Genomic DNA, 20,957 nt, shown 5'->3' with positions numbered 1-20,957 from the left:
CCGTCCATCCTGCACAGATATGGATATAGAACTGTCTGATGCTGAATCAGCCGGCGAAGTCCTCCACGGTTTCAGGTGATTCGTGGTTCATGAAGGCGGATTTGCCGGTGTCCATGGACCGCAACCGGTCCATCTCCTGGTCGCTGAGCTGGAAGTCCCAGATGTCGAGGTTCTCACGCATGCGCTCGCGGTGGGTGGTCTTAGGGATGACGATGACCCCGTCCTGAACCAGGAAGCGCAGGGCCACCTGGGCCGTGGTCCGGCCGTGAGCCTGCCCGATCTCGGTCAATGTCGGGTTGGTGAACATCCCCTGACGTCCCTCGGCGAAGGGCCCCCAGGATTCGATCCGGGTGCCGTACTTGTCCATGTAGGCGCGTTCCTGGGGGCGCTGGTGGAAGACATGGGTCTCCAGCTGGTTGACGGCAGGGACGATTCTGTTGAACTTGACCAGGTCCACATAGCGGTCGGCATAGAAGTTCGAGACTCCGATGGCCCGCAGAACACCCTGGTCATAGAGATCCTCAAGGGCGTGCCAGGCTGCGTAGTAGTCGTTGAAGGGCTGGTGGAGGAGGACCAGGTCCAGGTGGTCCGTGCCAAGCTTCTTCATGGACTCCTCGACCGAGGCCTTGGTCTTGTCGTATCCGTAGTTGGTGATCCAGACCTTGGTGGTCAGGAAGACCTGGTCGCGGTCGAGGCCGCTCTGGGCCAGGGCATCTCCGACGGCTTGCTCGTTTCCATAGATTTGGGCCGTGTCGATGGCCCGGTACCCGGTCTCCAGGGCATCCAGCACCGAGCGGCGGCACTCGTCCAGGTCGACGATCTGGTAGACGCCGAAGCCTTCCATGGGCATGAGGACGCCATTGTTGAGCTTGACGGACGGGACAGTGGTGGAAGAATCATTCTGCATGGTTTCTTGCTTCTTTCTTGACAGATTGCTTGATTGGGCTGGCTGAAGGGCAAAGCATGCCTCTATGTTCTGCCGGTTCAAGGATAGGAACTTGAAGCAGCTTGAAGTCAAGCCAGCAAAGCGCGTTCGGTCCCCTGCGATGCTAGCGTGGACAGTGAAGTAGCTGATGGCTGGAGGCGATGATGGGGTCCAAGGCACGATTGGCCGGCAAGGTCGCACTGGGTCTGGGATTGGGGGTTTTGGGGGCCTGGAGCTGGGCTCTGGCCCCCGGCCTTTCGGTGGTTGCGGGCCGAAGAAAGCCTGTAGGCCTGTCGCTGCATCCATATGCTCATAGGGGTCTGCACGATGCTGGCTCGGGGATGGAGACGACCAATCCTAACACTGAACAGACCGCCTACTTGCACCGTATTCATGATTGCCTGAAGGTTGCGTCTGTTAAACCCCTAGGTAGGCACGCTTCGGCTCCGGCCAACCCCCATCGGGTGGTAGCGCCCGAAAATTCGCTGGCTGCCTTCGAAGCGGCCTGTAGGTCCGGCTATGGGATCGAGCTGGATGTCCATCTGAGCCGGGATGGCCAGGTGGTGGTCATTCACGATGGAGACCTGCAGCGGGTCGCTGGCGTCAATCGAGCAGTGGCTGATCTGACTTACGATCAGCTGCGGAGAATCCCTTTGTGCCCAAGCCCAGCCCAGGTTCTCGAGTCCGGGGAAGAGATTCCGGGCTCTGTCGACCACGATGGCGGTCCCGAAACGGAGGGCGAGGACGGGATCGTCAACGATCCTGAATTGCAGCATGTGCCTCTTCTGTCCGAGGTGCTCGCTCTGGTGGATGGCCGGGTACCTCTGGTCGTCGAAATCAAGATGGACCGAGGCTTGGATCGGGAGCTTATGCGTCGGACCGATGCCCTCCTGTCTAAATACCAGGGCCCCTATGTAATTGAATCATTCAACGTCCTGGCCCTTGCCTGGTATCGGGTTCACCACCCAGGCGTCACCAGGGGGCAACTGGTCGCCCCCTATCACGGCCGAGTGGATACCTGCTCCTCGGCTCTGCGCTGGATGGCCGGGTCCCTCCTCTTCAATTGGCTTGGGCGGCCGGACTTCGTGGCCTGCGAGTGGCACAGCGGGCACTCACTGCCCATGCGTCTCTACCGCTTCCTGGGCGGCACTCCCATCGCCTGGACCGTCCGCTCAGAGCGTGCGCAAAAGGCGGCCAGCCCGGACTTCGACGGGATCATCTTCGAGTCGTATCTGCCCGAGAGCTGAACCAGCTGTACAGCCCGGAGGCTGCAGCGGCCAGGCCTATCGCCCAGAGTGCCATGATCAGGAAGTAGCCGTAGGGGAGGGGCACGACGCTCATGTCTATCTGGCCGGACAACTGGTGGAAGATGACGGCCAGCACCCCCGCCATGGCCAGGGCTGAAAGAAGGATGGCCGAAAGAGCATCGATCACTGACTCCCAAATCGAGGAGCAGACCAGAGTTCCACGTGAAACACCGGCGGCCTGCATTCTACGATTCTCCTGACGACGCTCATTGACCGCGATGGCGCATGCCTGGATCAGAAATATGGCCGTCAGGACGATGGCCCCGCTCGCCATCTGGGGCATGGCTCGCTGCGTCTCCTGTGACCTTTGGATGTCGGAACGAATGTACTCCTTCTTGGTGCAGGCCTTGATGCCCTTGCTGTCCCATGAAGCGTTGAGCTTCCTGATCAAATCGTTTGTCTGGACTCGGGGAGCGGTCCTGACCAGGGTGGTCAACCCCCTGTTGTCGGGAGCCAGTTGTGACAGGCTGTCATCCATGATCAGGTAGTCGCCGCTTGTCTGCCCTGTCGGTGTCATGTCAACAATGGCGGTGATGGTCAGCGTGTGACGCTTTTCGTTTTTGTCGATTAAGGTCAGCGTGCGTCCGAGGGGATTCTTTTCCTGACTGTGGCCTTTCGATGTGACGGCGACCTTACCTGGTCCCAGGTCTGCAGCCGAGCCTGTGATGAAAGCAGGACTGATCGTGTCAAGCGCCTTGCCGCTTTTGTTGATGTGCATGGCGCTTATGAAAGGTGCATCGCTTTTGCTGTCTGTGTTGCCCGCTCTTCTCCAAGATTCTTTGCTGTAGGTGACGGCGGATCCTACATCTGCGGACGAGCGAAGTTGCCGGTCCAAATCCCTGGTGTCTTTGGTATCTGTTGTGACCATGACTTCGGCAGCAACCGGCTTGGTTCGGCTGAGGGATAATTGCGCCCAGCTGGACCGTCCCAGGGCTATCAATCCGGTCACGATGACCAGCATCAGTATGATCGGCACCGCGATGGCAGTGGAGCTCCGATTTTCCTTCCGCGCCCTTTGCCGCGCCAGGAGACCTGCACCTCGGAAAGCCAGTTGGAAGGGGATGCCGATCAGATTGGCGCAGGCCGGAACCAGGACAGGGGCCAGGGCACCGATGATGACCAGCAGACAGCCGGTCGTGGCCAGGATCTGGATTTCAATGTCCATGCCATTGAAGCGGTGATAGACCATGGCCAGTCCTCCAGCCAGGCCAACCAGGGCGATTATCAGGCGAAGAGGGCCGATTGATTTGGTTCCCGACCGATTTTCTGAGTCCTGCAAAGCCTCGATGGGAGAGATGGCGGTAATCCTTCTGGCGGCGAACCAGGTTCCTAAGAGGCCTGCCAGGAGTATCCCAGCGAAGGCGAAGATAATTCCCATGGGGTGGGGATGCGCATTCATTTGCAGTGCTTCAAGACCTGAGTTGATCAGGGATTTGGCAAATGCGGGTACCAGCAGGCATCCCGCCGAACTGCCCAAGAGGGCGGCCAAACCCACCGGAATCATGAATTCCAACAGGGAGATGAATCTAACCGTCCTGGGAGAGGCGCCTGAAAGCCGCATCATGGCATACTCGCGACGACGGCGCTCGATCAGGAACCCCACAGAAGTGATGACGAGGAAGATGGAGACGAATCCGCATATGCAGGCGTACATTATGGATATTTGTGAAGCGCCGTCTTGTAAGGACAGGGTCATAGCACGGTCATAGGAATTCATTCCGCCTGTATCCGGCATCCCGTCGCCCTTCCGAGCGGCTATGGCTACCTGGGTCCAGGCGCTGGTAAGAACCGAAGCGGCCATGACCGCCAGGACCATGACCGTGTAGGAGGACCGATGCTCATGCAGAAAGGATCGCACCAGGGAGGCCAGGCCAGGAGTGCGTGCCTTGGTCCGACCTGCGGTGTGCGAGCCACCCCCACCCATCGGTCCTGAGGCCCCGGTTCCTGCCAGTGATCCACCTAGGGAAAGGGACTTGCCCTCCATGGTGTGCTCCTTTCTCGCCCTTGAATGCTGCTGCTGTTCTTATTGCAACACCGGGAGATAGCCCACTCAGGGTGTTTTCAGGGTCAGACCAGGGGAGAACCAGGGTGGCAATGAGTGATTGTGTGCTTGACAGGGGGGGGCGAGAGGGCAGGAGGAGCACGGACGGAGTGGCCACCCTGCCAAGTGCCGTTAGCAAGTGCTGTCATAGAAGGCTATTGAAAAAAGGACCCGAACTGTGCAAAGTTCGGATCCTCGGCAGATTTGGGGTTTGTGCCCCAGTCGATTTAGTGGCTCAGTCGATGACGCCGTAAAGGCGGTCGCCGGCATCGCCCAGGCCTGGCACGATGTAGGCGTGCTCGTTCAGCTTCTGATCGACTGCGCAGACCACCACCTTGAGGTTGATTGAGGGGTCCATCTCCTCCTTGAGGCGGTTCAGGCCCTCGGGAGCGGCCAGAATGTTGATGGAGGTCACGTCCTTGGCGCCGCGCTCGGCCAGGTATTTGGTGGCGGCGATCAGGGTTCCACCGGTGGCCAGCATGGGATCCAGCAGGAAGCACTGACGGCCGGAGAGGTCCTCCGGCAGGCGGTTGGCGTAGGTGATGATGTCCAGGGTGTTCTCGTCGCGCTTGAGACCAAGGAATCCGACCTCGGCCGTGGGCAGCAGCCGGGTCATGCCGTCAAGCATGCCCAGTCCGGCGCGCAGGATGGGGACCACCATGGGGCGCGGGGAGCAGAGCTTCTTGCCCACCATGGGAGCGACCGGGGTCTCGATGGGATGATCCTCGATGTCCAGATTGCGGGTGGCCTCGTAAGCCTCAAGCATGACCAGTTCGCTGATCAGCTCGCGGAAGGTGTTGGAAGGAGTGTTCTTGTCCCGCAGTACGGTCAGCTTGTGCTCGATCAGCGGGTGTTCCAGTACGTGAAGTTCCATACCTCTCAGCGTAGCTCAGCGGGTCGGCTTCTGGTAGCGACCGGCAAGCCATGCTGTCCTTGATTTGGGAATGAAAATGAAAACGCCGAACCATGCAAGCGCCTGTCGGCGCAAACGCCGCTCGCAGCGGCAACAAACGGAGCCCGGGGCTTAGCCATGGTCCGGCGCAGTCCCCATTGTAGGGCATCCCGGGCCTGATCTGCGCTCACGGCGCGCTTACGCTTCCGGCTTGAAAGGGTGGCGGGTTCTACTCCAGCCGTCCTCGCCGCCAGAGTGATGCGCCCCGCATGAAGTCACGGGCCGTCTGATTGAGTGAGTTGACGGTGCGCTGTGCTGCGTCCACCTCCTTGGCCTCCTGACCGTCCAGCTGCCGGCTTTGAGCATCCCGGATGGTGGTCTTGATGCCGCGGGCGATCACGTCGCAGAAGGCTCCGGCCCGTTCCAGGGCTATGGCGAAGTCGCCGGTGAAGGCTCCGGAGAGGATGGAGTCGGCGGTTCGGATGATGTCGTCGGCCTCAGGGGCTTGGTCGACACCGGCTATAGCTGATGCAGCGGTGTCGGTGGGTTCGCCCAGCCGCCACAGCCGACTGATTCCATCGGCGTCCTTACGCATCCAGCTGCGAAGCATGTAGAGTCGCCAAAGAATGCCGGGCAGGGAGTCGGGGTCGCTATCGCTCCAGAGCTCGGCCACGACATCCACGCCCTCGCGGTCCACCAGGGTCAGAACACGTTTTACGATGACGGGGTCGGCGCTGTGGTGGACCCGGTCCAGCAGGGAGGCGGCCGAAACGTGGCTCATCTCGCTGATCTGCTGCGGGTCCATGCCTCCGGAGAGTTGGTCGGCGATGGCCGGATCCAGCTGGCCCGGGCGTGAGGGTCGGGATGCTCCGGTGCCGGACGCCACGAATCCCGTGCGAGAGGACCGGATTGAGGATGAGCCGATTCTGGAGTTGCTGTCAGTAGACAATGGGAGTCACCTTCTGTATGTCGATGATGGTCGGATGATTGGGGTCGCCGGTCAGACTGAGGACGACGGCGTTGCCGGTGGGCATGAAGGGGGAGTCGTCGGGCAGCCGTTTGGACAGCGATCCGCTGGAGCACAGCCCGCGCAGCTTTTCGAAGATGCCGCCCAGAACCGGGCGATGCATGCAGATCATTGTGGTTCGGTTTCCTGTCAGCAGATCGGCCATCTGCCTGTCCAACCAGCTGTGGGCCTGTTGGGGGCGGCGATGGTAGGAGGACTCCGTCAGGCAGGCCACCATCTCCATGGGCAGGCCTACCTCGTCGGCGTAGGGTCGCAACGTCTGCACACAGCGGATCCAGGGGGAGGACAGGAGGCGGTCGGGCGCGAAGCAGGCCAGCTCCCGAGCCAGGGCGTAGGAGGTGCCGGCGCCCCTGGGGGTCAGAGGACGATTCGCGTCCTTTCCTGTCCACTCCTTGCGTGCCACTGCCTTGCCGTGGCGGACGATGATCAACTGACGAGCCCGGATGCCGCCCTGCTCCACCCTGTCCACGAAGGCATCCAGTATGGTTCTGTCGCTGGGGTGGGTCAATAGTTTGCGGGCTTCGGAGGCTCCGACCCATCGTATCTGGTCGACTTCCCTGGAATCAGGCCGGTGGATGGGTCCCAGCAGTGCGCTCTGACCGGCGGCGTGTTCCGAGTCGGTCAGCGTGGCCATCCAGTAGCAGATATGTTTGAGCCTGCCGCCCTTGCCGCCCCGGCGTCGGCCCTCGTTGTTCAGGGGATATTCGGCATCTCCCAGGTATGGCCCCAGCCGGACAAGACAGCCTGTCTCCTCGCCCACCTCGCGCACGGCTGCCCGCATGTGGGTCTCACGATTCTCCAGCTTGCCCTTGGGCCAGCTCCAGTCGTCGTACTTGGGACGATGGACCAGACAGAGCTCCAGCTCGTCAAGGTCGGAGCGTGGGCTGGCTCCCGGGGCCGCCCGGCCGTCGTCGCTGAATTTCATCCATCCCTGGAAGCTTGTGCGCCACCGGTAGAGGATGGCTCCGGCTGCCTCGACCGTCCTGCTCATGGCCGGGTGCCATCCCAATCGTCTGCCTTGGCGGCAGCCCTGCGGGCCTGGAGGCGTATCATCATCGCCTGGCCCTGGGGGTTCGTGCGTGACGGTCGATCAGGTACTCCTGCGAGTCGACCAGAGGCTTGCCCTGGTCATCGCGGCTGTGGCGCACGTAGGTGCCGTCGGGCTGCATGTGCCAGGAGCTGGTGGTGTCGGCCATCTGTAGATCCACATAGTCGATCAATCCCTGCACCTGCTCGGGCGCAGTGATGCGAACCAGCGCCTCCACACGGCGGTCCAGGTTACGGTGCATCAGATCGGCAGAACCTATCCAGACTTCAGGTCCGGCCAGGGGACCCTCGCCGATCTGAGGGCCTTGGGAGTTGGCGAAGGCGAAGATGCGGCTGTGCTCCAGGAATCGTCCCAGGATGGAGTGGACTCGGATATTCTCGCTCAGTCCGGGCACACCTGGTTTCAGGGAGCAGATGCCGCGCTCCACGATGTCGATGCGAACCCCTGCCTGGCTGGCCCGGTAGAGGGCATCGATGATCTTTTCGTCCACCAGGGAGTTGACCTTGATCCGTATCCACGCAGGCTTGCCGTTCAGGGCGGTTTCTTCCTCACGGGCGATCCGCTGCAGCAGCCCGGAGCGGACCGTGCGCGGGGCTACCAGCAGGCGGTGGAAGGAGGACTTGGGCGCATAACCTGACAGCTGATTGAAGAGCCGGGTCAGATCCTGTCCCACCACCGGGTCGCAGGTGAGCAGACCCAGGTCGGTGTATTGGCGGGCGGTCTTGGGGTTGTAGTTGCCGGTGCCTACGTGGCAGTAACGACGCAGGCCGTCCTGCTCCTGACGAACCACCAGGGAGAGCTTGCAGTGGGTCTTCAGCCCCACAATGCCGTAGACCACATGGACGCCGGCCCGTTCCAGCTGACGCGCCCAGGCGATGTTGGCCTCCTCATCGAACCGGGCCTTGATCTCGACCAGGGCCAGGACCTGCTTGCCGGCGTGTGCGGCATCCACCAGGGCATTGATGATGGGCGAGTTGCCCGAGGTCCGGTAGAGGGTCTGTTTGATGGCCAGTACTCGCGGATCGGCCGCCGCCTGCTCCAGGAAGGCCTGAACCGAAGTAGAGAAGGAGTCATAGGGATGGTGAAGGAGGATGTCATGCTCGCGGATGGCGGCGAAGATGTCCTGGGCTTGGCTGGATTCCACCTCGGCTATCTGTCGGTTTGTGGTGGGGATGAAGGGGCGAAACTTGAGGTCGGCCCGGTCGATGGACTGCAGCTCGAACAGGACCGTGCAGTCCAAGGGGGCAGGCAGCCGATAGACCTCCTCCTGGTTGACCCGGAGCTTGCTGGCCAGCAGCTGGGAGAGGAAGGGAGAGGCGGAGTCGGAAATCTCCAAGCGGATGGGCGGTCCGAACCGCCGCTGCAGCAGCTCCTTTTCCATGGCATTGAGCAGGTTCTCTGCGTCGTCCTCTTCTACGTCAATGTCTTCGTTGCGGGTGACGCGGAAGGAGCGGGCCTCTTTGATGATCATGCCTGGGAAGAGGTATTCCAGGTGGGCGATGATCAGGTTCTCCATGGTGATGAACCCGTAGCGCTCCTCCCGGCCCTCCTCGTCGGTCAGATCGTCCACAGGAACCAGACGGGAGAGGTTGTCGGGAATCTTGACGCGGGCGAAGTGGGTCTTGCCTGAGGTCGGGTTCTCCACCAGGACCGCCAGATTCAGGGAGTTGCCTGAGATATAAGGGAAGGGGTGGGCCGGGTCGACGGCCAGCGGGGTCAGGACCGGAAAGACCTGGTTGCGGAAGAACTTGGTGAGCCGTTCCTGCTCTTGGCTGCTCAGCTGTGGCCAGCTCAGCAGGATGATGCTTTCGGCGGCCAGATCCGGCAGGATGTGGTCGATGACATAGTGGGCATGCTCGTCTTGGAGCTTATGCGCTTGTTCGGAGATGGCCCTCAGTTGCTGGCGGGGACTCATCCCGCTGGCGGCCGTCACAGCGATGCCAGTGTCCACGCGACGCTTCAGACCTGCCACGCGGACCATGAAGAACTCATCGAGGTTGCTGGCAAAGATGGCGGCGAAGTTGGCGCGTTCCAACAGGGGCACGCTCTCGTCCTCGGCCAGTTCCAGCACACGTTTGTTGAACTTGAGCCAGCTCAGCTCCCGGTCAAAAAAGCGATCCTCAGGCAAGGGCGAGACCGGGTGATCCGAGTGCTTGGATACGTGCCGTGCCTGGCCGTCGGTCTCGGCAATATGCTCCGCGATCTGGCTGCGTAGCAAGGCCTTGGAGGGTGCGTCAAATTTCTGAACCATACCATAGCACTTTATTCGCAGGTGCCGTCCTCTGCAATCGTTGATAACGCTTGTGGATAAATAGGAACGGCCCCCCGCAGGAGGCCGTTCCCACAAGGTCGGTCCAGATGGAATCTCTGCACAACATCATCGTTGCAACGGTCAAGTCTTATACACCCGTTCAACGTATCGGTCCTAGTGGCCATACACTTTGTGGGCTTCCGTATTCTCGAACCGTCCTTGTATATGCCATTATGCCAGTTTTCAGGCCGCTGGCAAGCATGCCTGGCAGTTGGGGCGAAGAAAGTGGTCTGCTTGGTCTTTTGTGCGATTGCGTGCATTACGGCAGGCCGAATACACCAAGTTTGGAGGAATCTGTTGCTTCCCTGTGATTATCTGAGGCCTTTCATGGATACGGGCTCAATAATACTGCAGTTTCAGGCGTGTCGTGACCACGATGAATTCGTGCACAGTGAGGGCGAAGCGATGTGGAGGCATAGGGTCATTCGACCACATAAGCCCGGGGAGCTGGTGCCGATGCCAGGGGGCGGATGTACTGGTAGCCATGACAGCAATGAGCATAGATAGACCGCCGATGATGGTAAAAGGCGGCATGGAAGGGCGAGAGCCTGACTGGGCCCCGCATTCCTTAAATTCAGTTGGGTTGCCTACTGAACACCGACCAGGGAGAGTGATGGGCGCGGTCCGACAGTTTGATTTTCCAGAGTCCCCAGGATCGGGTCGCCTGCAAGACGAGGATGCCGTTCGGTTCAAGCAACCCAGTCTGTCCAATCGGCGGATTGCGGGTGATGATGCTGAATATGAGTCCGCCGTGACCGGTCTGGTCTTTCTCTCGGCCTCGGGAGGAATCGGGCTGACAACCATGACGGCTCTGATGGCCAAACAGCTTCGGGACATGGCCTTGTCATGCGCTCTGGTGGATCTGGACCTGGATGGCGGAGGGATGGATGTTCTGGTCGGCATCGAGGGGGCGCCTGGCATGCGGCTTGGGCGAATCCACGCGCCCCTGGGTCGTGTGGATCCTCAGGCACTCCGTGAAGAACTGCCGATCTGGGATGGCATCCCGCTGCTCAGCAATGATCCTTGGAGTGCTCCGCCACAGGGCTGGTGGGACCTGGATGCGGCAGTCAGTGCAATGGCTGGATTTGCTGATCTCTTGCTGATTGATGCCGGTCGGGGCCAGGGTCTGGGTAATCTGCGCTCGCTGAAAGGGTTGCCTTCGCTGTTGATGGTGGACATGACCGTGCTGGGCCTTGCACGGGCGAAGGCGCTTCTCCACGCTCTGAACGGCCGAAGAGGTGCTGGTGATCGCGTCCAAAACAGTCCATTGATTTCATGCAGGCCCCCCATGGCTCTGATTGGCATGATGCCCACACAGCACCGAGTCAGTCATGGCGTCGACCCGGAACAGGCGGAGGATTTTCTGGGCCGATCGGTGGACGTGGTTCTTAAGCCGCAACCGAAGCTGTCGGCATCCGTTCTGGATGGGCGTGGCCTGGAACGGGTGCCGCGTGCCTACGCACGTGCCCTTCATCCTTTGGCTGAGCGGATCGCAGGGATGATCGTCGTCGGGGAAAGAAAAGGAGAACGGATCTCTTCGCGCGAATCGGTTCGGTCTGGAGCTGTCAAATGATCATAGGAAGTGGGAAAAGCAATGAAGATTCATTCCCTGACGACGATTCCGATCAGCCGCCCACTTTCGGGTACTTGGACGGGCTGACGAACGATCCTGCGGTGACCGACATCGCAGTGACCGGTCAGGGCCATGTCTGGATCGACCGAGGCGCGGGCATGGAGGAGGTTCTGCTTCGGCCTGGATTCGCGGGCCCTCGAGCTGTGAGGGACTTTGCCGTGCAGCTATGCGCTCAGCTGGGACGTCGCCTGGACGATGCCCGGCCTATGGCTGATGCTTCCAGCAGGGAGGGGATCAGAGTCCACGCCGTGCTGGCCCCACTCGTTCCCGAGGGTGCCGCCATTTCCATCAGACTGCCCAACAGACACCCGCCAGGTCTGGAGGAGCTGGCGGCTGCCGGGCTGTGTCCCGCCAGCTGGCTCTTCATCCTTCGGGCGCTGGTGGTCAATCGGGCCAGCATTCTGGTAACCGGAGGCACGGGTGCCGGCAAGACCACACTCCTACGAGCCCTGCTTGGCATGTGCCCGCAGGAGCAACGGCTGGTCGTCGTGGAGGAGGTCCGTGAGCTTGGACGTATCGCCGGCCACAGGAATATGGTTTCCCTGGCTGTCAGAGAGTCCAACGTTGAAGGGGCAGGGGGTGTGGGGCTGGTCGATTTGGTCAAGGCCACACTGCGCATGCGGCCCGATCGGATCATCCTGGGCGAGTGTCGGGGTGAGGAGATAGCTGATCTGCTGCGGGCTTTCAATTCCGGTCATCGGGGTGGCATGGCAACGCTGCATGCCGACAACGTGGAACGCGTCCCTGCCAGGCTGGCGACTCTGGGGTTGCTGGCGGGGTTGCAGCCGAGGGCCCTGGCTGCTCTGGCGCAGGGGGCGTTCGATGCTGTTATCCATCTGGAACGTTCCGGCGGCCACAGACATATCGCTCAAATTGGTCGACTGACAACTGCAGCCGATGGCCGGCTTCTTGGGGAGGCCGTCTGTACATGGACGGGCCGAGGGGCCGCTACATATGGAACGGCTTGGTCGAAGTTCGCCAGGCGGTGGGGCATTGTGACCAGCGCCCAGGCGAGCGTTCCGTAGTTGAGGTGGATGATGAATGATGAGACTGCGGCCTGGCTGGCTGCAATGATGACGGCTATTGCCTGTCTGGTCTTGCTTGCGCCTAACGGCAGCGCAGCCGCACGACTGAAGGCCATGTCAGTCAGGCCCTCGAGACAGTCGGATCGGCCCGGCCTGGCGGTGCTGGTCACTTCCCTGCTGGCTTATGTCGACAATGGAGGCGGTCTGGTAGAGGCTTTCGAGGAAGCATCCGGGCGGCGGTTCGCCACCCAGGAGGTCACACGGGAACGTGTCATGGTCATGTTGGAGAACCGATGCTTGCCTCAGGAACGGGGGCCGACTTTGACAATCATGGCCCAGGCTCTGATGGCCTGTTATGGGCTCAGCGCCATCCTGGGCTGCCGGGCTTCTGATGGGCTGCGGACCGTGGCAGCTATGCAGAGGCGGCGGGCGGCTCTGGATGAGGCCCGAGAAAAAGCCTTTGCTGTGCCCAGGGCCACGATCCGCCTCCTGTCGACCTTGCCGGTGTTGACCATCATCATGGGAGAGTTCATGGGTGCGCGACCGTTGTCCTTCCTATGTCGCCCAGGCCTGGGAACTATATGCCTGATCCTTGGGGTGGCCTTCTATGTTCTCGGTCTGGTTTGGATACATCTGCTGATGAACGATCTGGGCAGGGAGGACTTATGGATCTGAAACCACTGATTGCTGCTCTGTCGAGCATGCTGGCCTTGCTGTTGGTGGAATCCGACGGCCCGGGTGATCGATTAGCCGATGAGCAGGTCTCCACGCCATCCTTGAGCCTGGTATTGGCCTTGTTGGGAGTCGCTGTTCGCCAGGGGGCCTCCCTGCCCAGGGCCCTGGATGTGGTTGGCGGGCTGCTGCCAGGCCCTTATGGGCTTCGGATGGTTCGCGTGGCTCACCTGCTCGGACGTGGCAACGGATGGGATCTGTCCTGGTCGGGAGCGATCGGGGATTCTGATTATGGGCAGTCCATGCGAGTCCTGGCTGACTGTCTGGAGCCGTCCTGGCGTTTGGGATCATCACCTCTGACGCGGATCGAGACGACCTTGCGCCAGTTGGATCACCATGCCCGCAGCGTGCTGGCCCGGGCCACGGCGACGATAACCGTCAGGCTGCTGGTGCCGACCGGGCTGTGCATCCTGCCGGCCTTCGTGCTGATCGGAGTCATCCCCTGCATTGCGGCCTTCGTAGGCGGGATGTCCTGAGGGCGTGGAGTCCATGCTGACACAGTTGTCCACAGGCTGCCGATGTAGGTCCACTCGTCCACATGCATCTGACAAGGAGACAGAAAGGGTCTGGAACGGGCAGAGTGAAAGGTATCGGATGCCGATTCTCTGAGGAACGGCCATTCGCCAGGGCGGGGAAGACCAAGAAAGGCAAAGGTGAGAACGATGACATATTCACAGGAGGTTGCGACGGTCTTCCATCTGCAGACCAGACAGGCAGGAGGGCAATTGGTGCCAACTGAGACATGGCCTGCTACCAGTGCCGGATCCCGGTGGCTGCAAAGAATGAGGCAGCGTTCCAACCGGTTCATGACGGCTCTGTACATTCGCATCAGCCAAGCTATGGACTCTGCAGCGAGTGCTCTGCGTGCGCGGATGGGTGTGGTGCTGGCCAGGCCTGAATCGGGGGCCATCACTGCTGAATACGCCGTGATCATGGTGGCAGCTGCCACGTTGGCTGGCGTATTGCTGGCCATTGTCAAATCCTCTTCCACGCGTACTTTGCTGATGGGTTTGGTGAAGAAGGCGCTCAGTGCCGCTGGCTGAAAGACGGTCCGAGTGGAGACGACGGTGGCGATCCGATGACGGTACGGTAACGGCCGAGTTCGCCATCGTTCTTCCCGCCGTCATGGTTCTGGCTCTCTTACTGCTGACGCTGACCCAGACGATCAGAACCGGCATGGTTTGTCAGGATGCGGCTAACGCGGCTGCCAGAAACCTGATCGTCACCCGGGGCAAGGGTGATCCCCAAGGGCTGGTGCATCGGATGGTCGGCCCTCATGCTCAAGTGAAGTTGAGCCCATCGGCCGGGCAGACGGCAGTCAGGGTGTCATGCCCAGTGGTTTCCGGCCCCATGGGCGTGCTGCCTGCGCAGGTCCACGGCGATGCCGTGGCCATATTGGAGGAATGAGTCATGTTCGGACATGTCAGAAGGACGCGCGTAGAGCGTACCGGTTCGTGGCTAGGAGGTTCGGATCCTGGCTCTGGTACGGTTTTGGGCATCATGCTGATGGCTCTGGTTGGCCTGGGTCTGGTTCTGGCCGCCCTGCTGGGCAATCTCATGATCTGTCGGACACATGCACGCACCGGTGCCGATGTCTCGGCTCTGGCTGCAGCTTCCGCCCTGGACGAAGGGCAGGCGCAGCCCTGTACTCTGGCCTCCCGGGTCGCCCGTCTCAACCGCGGGGTCCTGACAGACTGCCAGGTGGATGGGAGCGACGTGAAAGTCTCGGTGGGGGTAGACACCGGAATCTCGATGATGCCGCGTCTGGTCCAGTCTGCCCGGGCAGGGCCTGAGCCCTGTGAATGAGAAAAGGAAGCGTGGTCGGAAGCCTTAGGAAGGAAAGCGAACGTGTCTAAAGAAATGGATAGCCTTAAACCATGGCACTAGCACTCTATCGGCGGTATCGGCCTGACACTTTTGACGGCATCATCGGTCAGAAGCAGGTCACCGTGCCCCTTACCCGAGCTCTGGATGAGAACCGGCTGACCCATGCCTACCTCTTCTCCGGTCCCAGGGGATGTGGAAAGACCAGCAGTGCCAGGATTTTCGCCCGCTGTGTCAACTGCGCCAAGGGACCGACCAGCCATCCCTGCGGCGAATGCGACAGCTGCAGGGATCTGGCCACGGGAGGCCCCGGTTCCATCGACGTGGTGGAGATTGACGCCGCCAGCCATAATGGCGTTGACGATGCAAGGGAGCTCAGGGAGCGGGCAGGCTTTGCCCCTGTGCGTGACCGCTACAAGATCTTCATTTTGGACGAGGCCCATATGGTCACCCAGCAAGGATTCAATGCCCTGCTGAAGATCGTCGAGGAACCGCCGGAACACGTCATGTTCATCTTCGCCACCACAGAGCCGGAGAAGGTGATCGGCACCATCCGCTCCCGCACCCATCATTACCCCTTCCGTCTCGTGCCTCAGGAAGTCATGGGGCCTTATCTAGAGGGCATATGTAAAAAGGAGGACATCAAGGCCGAGCCCGGTGTCCTCAAGCTGGCCATGCGGGCTGGAGGCGGATCGGTGCGTGACACCCTTTCTGTGTTGGACCAGCTCATGGTAGGCGCTGACGAGCACACCATCACCTATGATGCGGCTGTAGCTCTGCTGGGGTTCACTCCTGCCGCACTGATCGGCGAATCTGTGGATACACTGATCAACCACGATGGTGCTGGTCTCTACGGGGTCATTCAAAAGGTGGTCGTCGGCGGGTTCGAGCCCCAGCGCTTCGTTGAGGATCTGCTGGCCCATGTCCGCGACCTGCTGGTTCTCAAGCTGGCGGGGGAACGGGCTGAAAGCGTGCTTAGCGAAGATGCCGACGACGACCAGGTGGCCGATCTGCGTCGGCAGGCGGATGCGTTGGATCTGCAGGTCCTGACCAGAATGGCCGACATCATCAACGATGCGCTGGCGGGAATGAACGGGGCCACTTCGCCCAGGATGCGCTTGGAGCTGCTGGCCGCCAGGCTGCTGGCAATTGGCTGCGAACCTATGGAGCAAGCAACGGTTGCAGGGGGAGCTTCCACCAGTGGCGCGGCCCCGGCGCCCACCCGCAGCGGGTTCATTGGCGCTGACAGGTCTCAGCAGAACGGTCGGCCGTCCAAGGCATCACAATCTGGTCGTGCTGACGGTGCTGTTCGTCCTGAACAGTCTGGCGGGGCGGGTTCGTCGTCTGCTGCGATATCTACCACCTCGGCCGGGTCGCGGAACATGGCAGGTTCCCATTCCGATTCCCCGGCTGAGGGAAAGCAGGAAGGCGAAGGGCAGCCTGATCATTCCGGCTCTGCCCAACCCGTGCGGAAGGAAGTTCCTTCCTCGCCGGCTCAACAGCCTGTGGCGCAGCATGATACTTCACGAGGACAGGAAACAGAGGTTCCGACCGGCACAGAGCTGGACAAGCGCTGGGATGCACTGGTGGCTGCCCTGCCGGATGAGGTACGTCAGTATGTGGTGCGGGACCGTGTGCCTACCGTGGCCATGAAAGCAGACCCATCCGGACGCAAGAGACTGTCTATGACCTTCGACCGTCCACTCAGCCAGCATGCTTTCGCTATGGCTGTGGCTGCACAGTCGGTTGATGGGGAGACCAAGGTGCCGCGTATCGTCATGGTCCGCGCTCGCCAGGAGTTCGGACAGTCCACCATGATTGCTCCATCGGGGACGGCTGCCAACGGTGAGACTGTGGAGTCCGTCAACAGGATGTCTCCCCAGCGTCGTGCAGAGGTCAAAAAGGAGGTGGCTCTAGCGCGAGCTGGATTGGCCACCATGAACCTTGGAGCGGCGGTTATGCCTCATGCGGCCACGGAACAGGGGCATGCCCCTAGGAAGATGACGGCATCTGCTGGTCATGAGGGTGGGGCCGGAGCATCGGCATCGGAGGGAAGGTCCACCTCTGGAGAAGCTGTAGGAGACGGGAATTCCGACGACGCACACCACCCAGTCGGCGGTCCGATCCAGTCGTCTCCGGAAGCGTTGCCGTCGGCAGGCTTTGGCTCTACTGCTTCGACGGTATTGCCAGACGATGATCCCTGGGCCCACCCCATGCCAGCGACTCATGCGCCGCAAAAGGTCTGGCAGCCCGGTGAGGGCAGCGACGGATCCAATGGTCAGAAAGACCATGAATCCAAAAAAGTAGCTCTGCCGGACATGAGCGACGACACGGATCCTTGGGCCGTGCCCGATTCCGGGACCAGCGCCGCAGCCTCTGCAGTGTCCTCCGACAGTCAAAGCCATGAAGTTTCTCAGTCGGTTGATTCATCCGGTCAGGGAAGCGCCTCGAGTGCAACCTCGGATCCGACATCGGGAACTGGAGCGGTTTCCGATGAAGGGGTCATGGCGACTGGCGTATCAGTCTCGTCGGATGCGCAGAGCAACGTTCACAGTTCCGAGTCTGCCGGCGGCTCGGGTGGCCCCCAGGCAATGGCAAAGGCTGCTGGAGCTGAGAGCAGGAGAGTGCCGGCAGGCTTTGCTGGTTCGTCCTCCAGTGGTTCCGATCAGGACGGGGCCTCGCCTGCTGCAGTCTCCTCCCAGGCTTCAAGGCCGTCAGTGGATCCTGAGGACGATGTCTATTCCATGGACGATGCCAGGCTCGGGGCGGACAATGCCATGAACCAGGATGAACTGACAAAATTGTTTGACGTGACCAAGGTGGAGGACTTTGCTGCTGACGACCCCCAGAATCCGATCAACGTCCAAAAGCGCCGGCAGGAACAGGCGCAGCAACAGGGAGGTGAATGATGGCTGCTACCTATGATGGAGCCATTCAAGAGCTGATTGATGCCTTTGCTCAACTGCCGGGCATTGGCCCCAAGGGTGCGCAGCGCATCGCCTTCTACATTTTGGGAGCCGATCGGCGTAGCGCTCAGGATTTGGCCGATGCTATCGTCGCCGCCAAGGAGAAGGTTCGGTTTTGCGAGATCTGCGGCAATGTCTGTGAGACCAGCCCGTGCCCTATCTGCCAGGATCCGCGTCGTGACCGCAGCATCATCTGCGTCGTCGAGGAGCCCAAGGATGTCATGAGCATCGAACGTACCGGAGAATATCGGGGCCTTTATCATGTTTTGGGCGGGGCCATCGACCCTATGTCCAACGTCGGGCCTGGCGATCTGCGCATTCCCGAGCTCTTGAAGCGGTTGGGGACGGATCAGGTCAAGGAGGTCATGCTGGCCTTGGATCCTAACATCGAAGGCGAGGCCACCACCACCTACCTGGGAAGGCTGCTGGGCCCTCTGGACCTGCGGGTCACCAGGCTGGCCAGCGGTCTGCCCGTCGGCAGCGATCTGGAATATGCCGATGAGATCACCCTTGGCCGGGCAATATCCGGCCGTCGCGATCTGTAAGGCCTGCGGTCACTGATTCACGGGTTCCCTGGCTGCCGTCAATGTTTCGCATATTGGTGGAGGGGGTCTGATAGAACGGTGTCGTTCGTATAATCCATGTAATCAACATGTTGCAGATGATGGTCTAGTGGCTTAACCGTCGCGGGATGGAACAGCAGTGGCACTTATCGTTCAGAAGTATGGCGGGTCCTCGGTGGCGGACTCGGACTCCATCAAGCGTGTGGCCAAGCGCATCATTGACACCAAGCGCGCTGGCAATGACATCGCTGTGGTGGTTTCCGCTATGGGGGACACCACTGACGATCTGATTGACCAGGCCATGGATGTGGATTCCAATCCTCCCGCCCGAGAGATGGACATGCTTATGACGGCGGGGGAGCGCATCTCCATGAGTCTGCTGGCCATGAGCATCCATGCGCAAGGCGAGCGCGCCCACTCCTTCACCGGTTCGCAGGCGGGATTCATGACCGATGCCCGCTACGGCGCAGCCCATATCCGCCATGTCCGACCTCAGCGTGTCATGAAGGCCCTGGACCGAGGCGAGGTGGGAATTGTGGCAGGCTTCCAGGGGGTCAATCCCGATGGCGACGCCACCACCCTGGGTCGTGGCGGCTCGGATACCTCGGCTGTGGCCCTAGCCGTGGCACTCAAGGCGGACGTCTGCGAGATCTATACCGATGTGGATGGCGTCTTTACCGCCGATCCGCGCATTGTGCCCACCGCCCGTAGGATCGCCCGCATTTCATATGAGGAGATGCTGGAGATGGCGGCCGGCGGATCCAAGGTGCTGGCCCTGCGCTGCGTGGAGTATGCCCAGCGCTTCCGCATGCCCATCCATGTGCGCAGTTCCTTTTCCCATCGCCCAGGCACGCTGATCATGCCCGACGATGTCGATGCTGACAAGATTCCCAATTTGGAGACCGGCCAGCTGCCGGATCGCCCCGCCGCACGCGCTGACAAGTGACGGGATATGACGGAAGGAAGGACATGACCAACGGCGAATCCATGGGTGACTTGTTCCCGGACCTGAACGGCCCTGAGTCACCCATCATCTCAGGGGTTGCCCACGACCGCAGTGAGACTCAGGTCAGTCTGCGTGCCGTGCCCGACCGACCTGGCGTGGCCGCACAGCTCTTCACCATCCTTGCCGAGGGCGGCATCAACATCGATATGATCGTCCAGGCTGGGGCGGCTACCGGTACCGTGGACATCTCCTTTACGTTGCCGTCCGCTCAGGCTGATCAGGTGGTTCCCATGCTGGATGACTCCCGCGAGCAACTGGGGTTCCGATCAGTGGACATCAATCCCGAGGTGGGCAAGGTGACCCTGGTGGGCGTAGGGATGAAAACCCATTCGGGCATCACCGCCACCTTCTTCCGGGCCTTAAGCGACCGACATATCAACGTGCTCATGATATCGACCTCCGAGATCCGCATCTCCGCCTTGGTGCCTATCCAGGACCTGGACGAGGCGGTACGGGCCATCCATACGGCCTTCCACTTGGATGCTGATCAGGTCGAGGCGGTCGTTTATGGCGGCACGGGTCGCTGAGCGGAGAGGAGAGAGCAATGACGAATAAGGCTGATTTGGCGGGCAACGGACGTCGCGGCATCAATGTAGCCGTTCTGGGTGCCACCGGCCAGGTAGGCATGGTCATGCGCCGCATGCTGGACGAACGGAACTTCCCCGTGGCCGACCTGCGATTCATGGCCTCGTCCCGGTCGGCCGGAGAGCAGCTGCGCTGGCGTGACAGGACCATCACGGTCGAGGATGTGGAGCAGGCCGACCTGAGCGGGATCGATCTGGCCATCTTCTCCGCCGGCGGCTCGACCTCAGGAACCTGGGCTCCTCGCTTCGCTGAGGCCGGGGCCTACGTGGTCGACAACTCCTCCCATTGGCGGATGGATCCCGAGGTTCCCCTGGTGGTGTCTGAGGTCAACCCCGAAGACCTGGATCTTATCCCCCGTCGGATCGTAGCCAATCCCAACTGCACCACCATGGCCTGCATGCCGGTGCTGAGCCCCTTGGCCAAGGCATACGGTCTGCACCGCCTGATCGTCTCCTCATACCAGGCCGTGTCGGGGGCTGGGCGTGCCGGCGTCCTTCAGCTGCGCGACGAGGCGAAAACCGCCGTGGAGCAGGGCGCTGACCGACTGGTCTTCGACGGATCGGCCATCGAGTTTCCCCCGCCCACCAAGGTGGTGCGCACCATTGCCTTCAACGCCGTACCTTTTATAGGCGACTTGGTCGATGACGGCAGCGGGGAGACCGACGAGGAGCAGAAGCTGCGCAATGAGAGCCGCAAGATCCTGCACCTGCCTGATCTGGCCGCCTCCTGCACCTGTGTGCGGGTAGGAGTCTTCACAGCCCACGGCATGAGCATCAATGCCGAGTTCGAGCACGATGTGACCCCTGATCAGGCCCGTGACCTGCTATCCAAGGCCCCCGGAGTAAGTCTGGCGGAAATACCCACCCCTCTGGATGCAGCCGGCAAGGACCCCAGCTTCGTGGGACGTATCCGCCAGGACCAGGCTGTGGAAGGCAAGCGGGGATTGTCCATGTTCGTGGCCAACGACAACTTGCGCAAGGGGGCAGCCCTCAACGCCGTGCAGATCGCCGAGCTGATCGTCCGTAAGCATTTCGCCGACAGGATCTGATTGTGCATCTGGGCTGATTGCTTG

At 61.1% G+C, this 20,957-nt stretch carries 19 protein-coding genes; 13 read left to right on the top strand and 6 right to left on the bottom strand.

Going from position 1 to position 20,957, the window contains the following annotated elements; all coding sequences use genetic code 11:
• Window positions 1-46: 46 nt before the first annotated feature.
• On the bottom strand, window positions 47-907 hold the full coding sequence (locus P273_RS0102880) for an aldo/keto reductase (protein WP_024626986.1): 861 nt from the start codon (window positions 905-907) through the stop codon (window positions 47-49).
• 179 nt (window positions 908-1,086) lie between these two features.
• Here P273_RS0102880 and P273_RS0102875 point away from each other — a divergent pair, with 179 nt between their 5' ends.
• On the top strand, window positions 1,087-2,172 hold the full coding sequence (locus P273_RS0102875; RefSeq protein WP_024626985.1) for a glycerophosphodiester phosphodiesterase family protein: 1,086 nt from the start codon (window positions 1,087-1,089) through the stop codon (window positions 2,170-2,172).
• Here the strand turns inward: P273_RS0102875 and P273_RS0102870 are convergent.
• The 5 genes from P273_RS0102870 to P273_RS0102850 all read right to left on the bottom strand — a co-directional run bounded on the left by P273_RS0102870 (window position 2,141) and on the right by P273_RS0102850 (window position 9,491).
• Window positions 2,141-4,216: an ABC transporter permease gene (locus P273_RS0102870; RefSeq protein ID WP_024626984.1), complete on the bottom strand. Its 2,076-nt coding sequence runs from the start codon at window positions 4,214-4,216 to the stop codon at window positions 2,141-2,143. The genes P273_RS0102875 and P273_RS0102870 overlap by 32 nt on opposite strands.
• Window positions 4,217-4,508: 292 nt before the next feature.
• Window positions 4,509-5,147, bottom strand: a complete 639-nt coding sequence (gene upp, locus P273_RS0102865; protein WP_015022561.1) for a uracil phosphoribosyltransferase — start codon at window positions 5,145-5,147, stop codon at window positions 4,509-4,511.
• 247 nt (window positions 5,148-5,394) lie between these two features.
• Window positions 5,395-6,090 carry a hypothetical protein gene (locus tag P273_RS0102860; RefSeq protein WP_024626983.1) on the bottom strand — a complete coding sequence of 232 codons (696 nt, stop codon included), beginning with the start codon at window positions 6,088-6,090 and terminating at the stop codon, window positions 5,395-5,397.
• A 13-nt stretch (window positions 6,091-6,103) separates the two neighbouring features.
• Window positions 6,104-7,183 carry an NUDIX domain-containing protein gene (locus tag P273_RS0102855; RefSeq protein ID WP_029676062.1) on the bottom strand — a complete coding sequence of 360 codons (1,080 nt, stop codon included), beginning with the start codon at window positions 7,181-7,183 and terminating at the stop codon, window positions 6,104-6,106.
• A 61-nt stretch (window positions 7,184-7,244) separates the two neighbouring features.
• Window positions 7,245-9,491 (bottom strand): RNA degradosome polyphosphate kinase, encoded by a 2,247-nt coding sequence (locus P273_RS0102850; protein WP_024626981.1) that lies wholly within the window; start codon window positions 9,489-9,491, stop codon window positions 7,245-7,247.
• A gap of 673 nt (window positions 9,492-10,164) precedes the next feature.
• Here P273_RS0102850 and P273_RS0102840 point away from each other — a divergent pair.
• From P273_RS0102840 to P273_RS0102785, 12 genes are all read left to right on the top strand, one after another.
• On the top strand, window positions 10,165-11,124 hold the full coding sequence (locus tag P273_RS0102840; RefSeq protein ID WP_024626979.1) for a hypothetical protein: 960 nt from the start codon (window positions 10,165-10,167) through the stop codon (window positions 11,122-11,124).
• Entirely contained in the window at window positions 11,121-12,209 is a 1,089-nt protein-coding gene (locus P273_RS0102835; RefSeq protein WP_024626978.1) for a CpaF family protein, read from the top strand. Before P273_RS0102840 ends, P273_RS0102835 begins: the two co-directional genes overlap by 4 nt.
• Before the next feature lie 9 nt (window positions 12,210-12,218).
• Window positions 12,219-12,884, top strand: a complete 666-nt coding sequence (locus tag P273_RS0102830) for a hypothetical protein (protein ID WP_024626977.1) — start codon at window positions 12,219-12,221, stop codon at window positions 12,882-12,884.
• On the top strand, window positions 12,875-13,417 hold the full coding sequence (locus tag P273_RS0102825; RefSeq protein ID WP_024626976.1) for a type II secretion system F family protein: 543 nt from the start codon (window positions 12,875-12,877) through the stop codon (window positions 13,415-13,417). The genes P273_RS0102830 and P273_RS0102825 overlap by 10 nt, the downstream gene beginning before the upstream one ends.
• Before the next feature lie 186 nt (window positions 13,418-13,603).
• Entirely contained in the window at window positions 13,604-13,984 is a 381-nt protein-coding gene (locus tag P273_RS09485) for a DUF4244 domain-containing protein (protein WP_024626975.1), read from the top strand.
• The gene (locus P273_RS0102815; RefSeq protein WP_024626974.1) at window positions 13,971-14,348 is read left to right on the top strand and encodes a TadE family type IV pilus minor pilin; all 378 of its coding nucleotides are present in this window, start codon (window positions 13,971-13,973) and stop codon (window positions 14,346-14,348) included. Before P273_RS09485 ends, P273_RS0102815 begins: the two co-directional genes overlap by 14 nt.
• 3 nt (window positions 14,349-14,351) lie before the next feature.
• Complete coding sequence (locus P273_RS0102810) at window positions 14,352-14,747, top strand: Rv3654c family TadE-like protein (RefSeq protein WP_024626973.1); 396 nt, start codon at window positions 14,352-14,354, stop codon at window positions 14,745-14,747.
• A 71-nt stretch (window positions 14,748-14,818) separates the two neighbouring features.
• Window positions 14,819-17,674 (top strand): DNA polymerase III subunit gamma/tau, encoded by a 2,856-nt coding sequence (dnaX, locus tag P273_RS0102805; RefSeq protein ID WP_024626972.1) that lies wholly within the window; start codon window positions 14,819-14,821, stop codon window positions 17,672-17,674.
• A complete protein-coding gene (gene recR, locus P273_RS0102800) occupies window positions 17,674-18,276 on the top strand; it encodes a recombination mediator RecR (protein WP_015022549.1) in 603 nt (200 codons plus the stop codon). Before dnaX ends, recR begins: the two co-directional genes overlap by 1 nt.
• Window positions 18,277-18,433: 157 nt before the next feature.
• Window positions 18,434-19,240: an aspartate kinase gene (locus tag P273_RS0102795; protein ID WP_024626971.1), complete on the top strand. Its 807-nt coding sequence runs from the start codon at window positions 18,434-18,436 to the stop codon at window positions 19,238-19,240.
• Window positions 19,241-19,263: 23 nt separating this feature from the next.
• Complete coding sequence (locus tag P273_RS0102790) at window positions 19,264-19,827, top strand: ACT domain-containing protein (protein WP_015022547.1); 564 nt, start codon at window positions 19,264-19,266, stop codon at window positions 19,825-19,827.
• Window positions 19,828-19,844: 17 nt separating this feature from the next.
• Window positions 19,845-20,933: an aspartate-semialdehyde dehydrogenase gene (locus P273_RS0102785; protein WP_024626970.1), complete on the top strand. Its 1,089-nt coding sequence runs from the start codon at window positions 19,845-19,847 to the stop codon at window positions 20,931-20,933.
• Window positions 20,934-20,957: the final 24 nt, after the last annotated feature.

It is taken from the genome of Bifidobacterium sp. A11 (assembly GCF_000499185.1).
Taxonomy (GTDB): domain Bacteria; phylum Actinomycetota; class Actinomycetes; order Actinomycetales; family Bifidobacteriaceae; genus Bombiscardovia; species Bombiscardovia mizhiensis.
This window is presented reverse-complemented; position numbering and strand designations above follow the sequence as displayed.

Excerpts from the sequence above, each read along its gene's own strand:
- P273_RS0102880 (WP_024626986.1), bottom strand. The coding sequence starts at position 907 with ATGCAGAATGATTCTTCCACCACTGTCCCGTCCGTCAAGCTCAACAAT.
- P273_RS0102875 (WP_024626985.1), top strand. The coding sequence starts at position 1,087 with ATGATGGGGTCCAAGGCACGATTGGCCGGCAAGGTCGCACTGGGTCTG.
- P273_RS0102870 (WP_024626984.1), bottom strand. The coding sequence starts at position 4,216 with ATGGAGGGCAAGTCCCTTTCCCTAGGTGGATCACTGGCAGGAACCGGG.
- upp (WP_015022561.1), bottom strand. The coding sequence starts at position 5,147 with ATGGAACTTCACGTACTGGAACACCCGCTGATCGAGCACAAGCTGACC.
- P273_RS0102855 (WP_029676062.1), bottom strand. The coding sequence starts at position 7,183 with ATGAGCAGGACGGTCGAGGCAGCCGGAGCCATCCTCTACCGGTGGCGC.
- P273_RS0102850 (WP_024626981.1), bottom strand. The coding sequence starts at position 9,491 with ATGGTTCAGAAATTTGACGCACCCTCCAAGGCCTTGCTACGCAGCCAG.
- P273_RS0102840 (WP_024626979.1), top strand. The coding sequence starts at position 10,165 with ATGGGCGCGGTCCGACAGTTTGATTTTCCAGAGTCCCCAGGATCGGGT.
- P273_RS0102835 (WP_024626978.1), top strand. The coding sequence starts at position 11,121 with ATGATCATAGGAAGTGGGAAAAGCAATGAAGATTCATTCCCTGACGAC.
- P273_RS0102830 (WP_024626977.1), top strand. The coding sequence starts at position 12,219 with ATGATGAATGATGAGACTGCGGCCTGGCTGGCTGCAATGATGACGGCT.
- P273_RS0102825 (WP_024626976.1), top strand. The coding sequence starts at position 12,875 with ATGGATCTGAAACCACTGATTGCTGCTCTGTCGAGCATGCTGGCCTTG.
- P273_RS09485 (WP_024626975.1), top strand. The coding sequence starts at position 13,604 with ATGACATATTCACAGGAGGTTGCGACGGTCTTCCATCTGCAGACCAGA.
- P273_RS0102810 (WP_024626973.1), top strand. The coding sequence starts at position 14,352 with ATGTTCGGACATGTCAGAAGGACGCGCGTAGAGCGTACCGGTTCGTGG.
- dnaX (WP_024626972.1), top strand. The coding sequence starts at position 14,819 with ATGGCACTAGCACTCTATCGGCGGTATCGGCCTGACACTTTTGACGGC.
- recR (WP_015022549.1), top strand. The coding sequence starts at position 17,674 with ATGGCTGCTACCTATGATGGAGCCATTCAAGAGCTGATTGATGCCTTT.
- P273_RS0102790 (WP_015022547.1), top strand. The coding sequence starts at position 19,264 with ATGACCAACGGCGAATCCATGGGTGACTTGTTCCCGGACCTGAACGGC.
- P273_RS0102785 (WP_024626970.1), top strand. The coding sequence starts at position 19,845 with ATGACGAATAAGGCTGATTTGGCGGGCAACGGACGTCGCGGCATCAAT.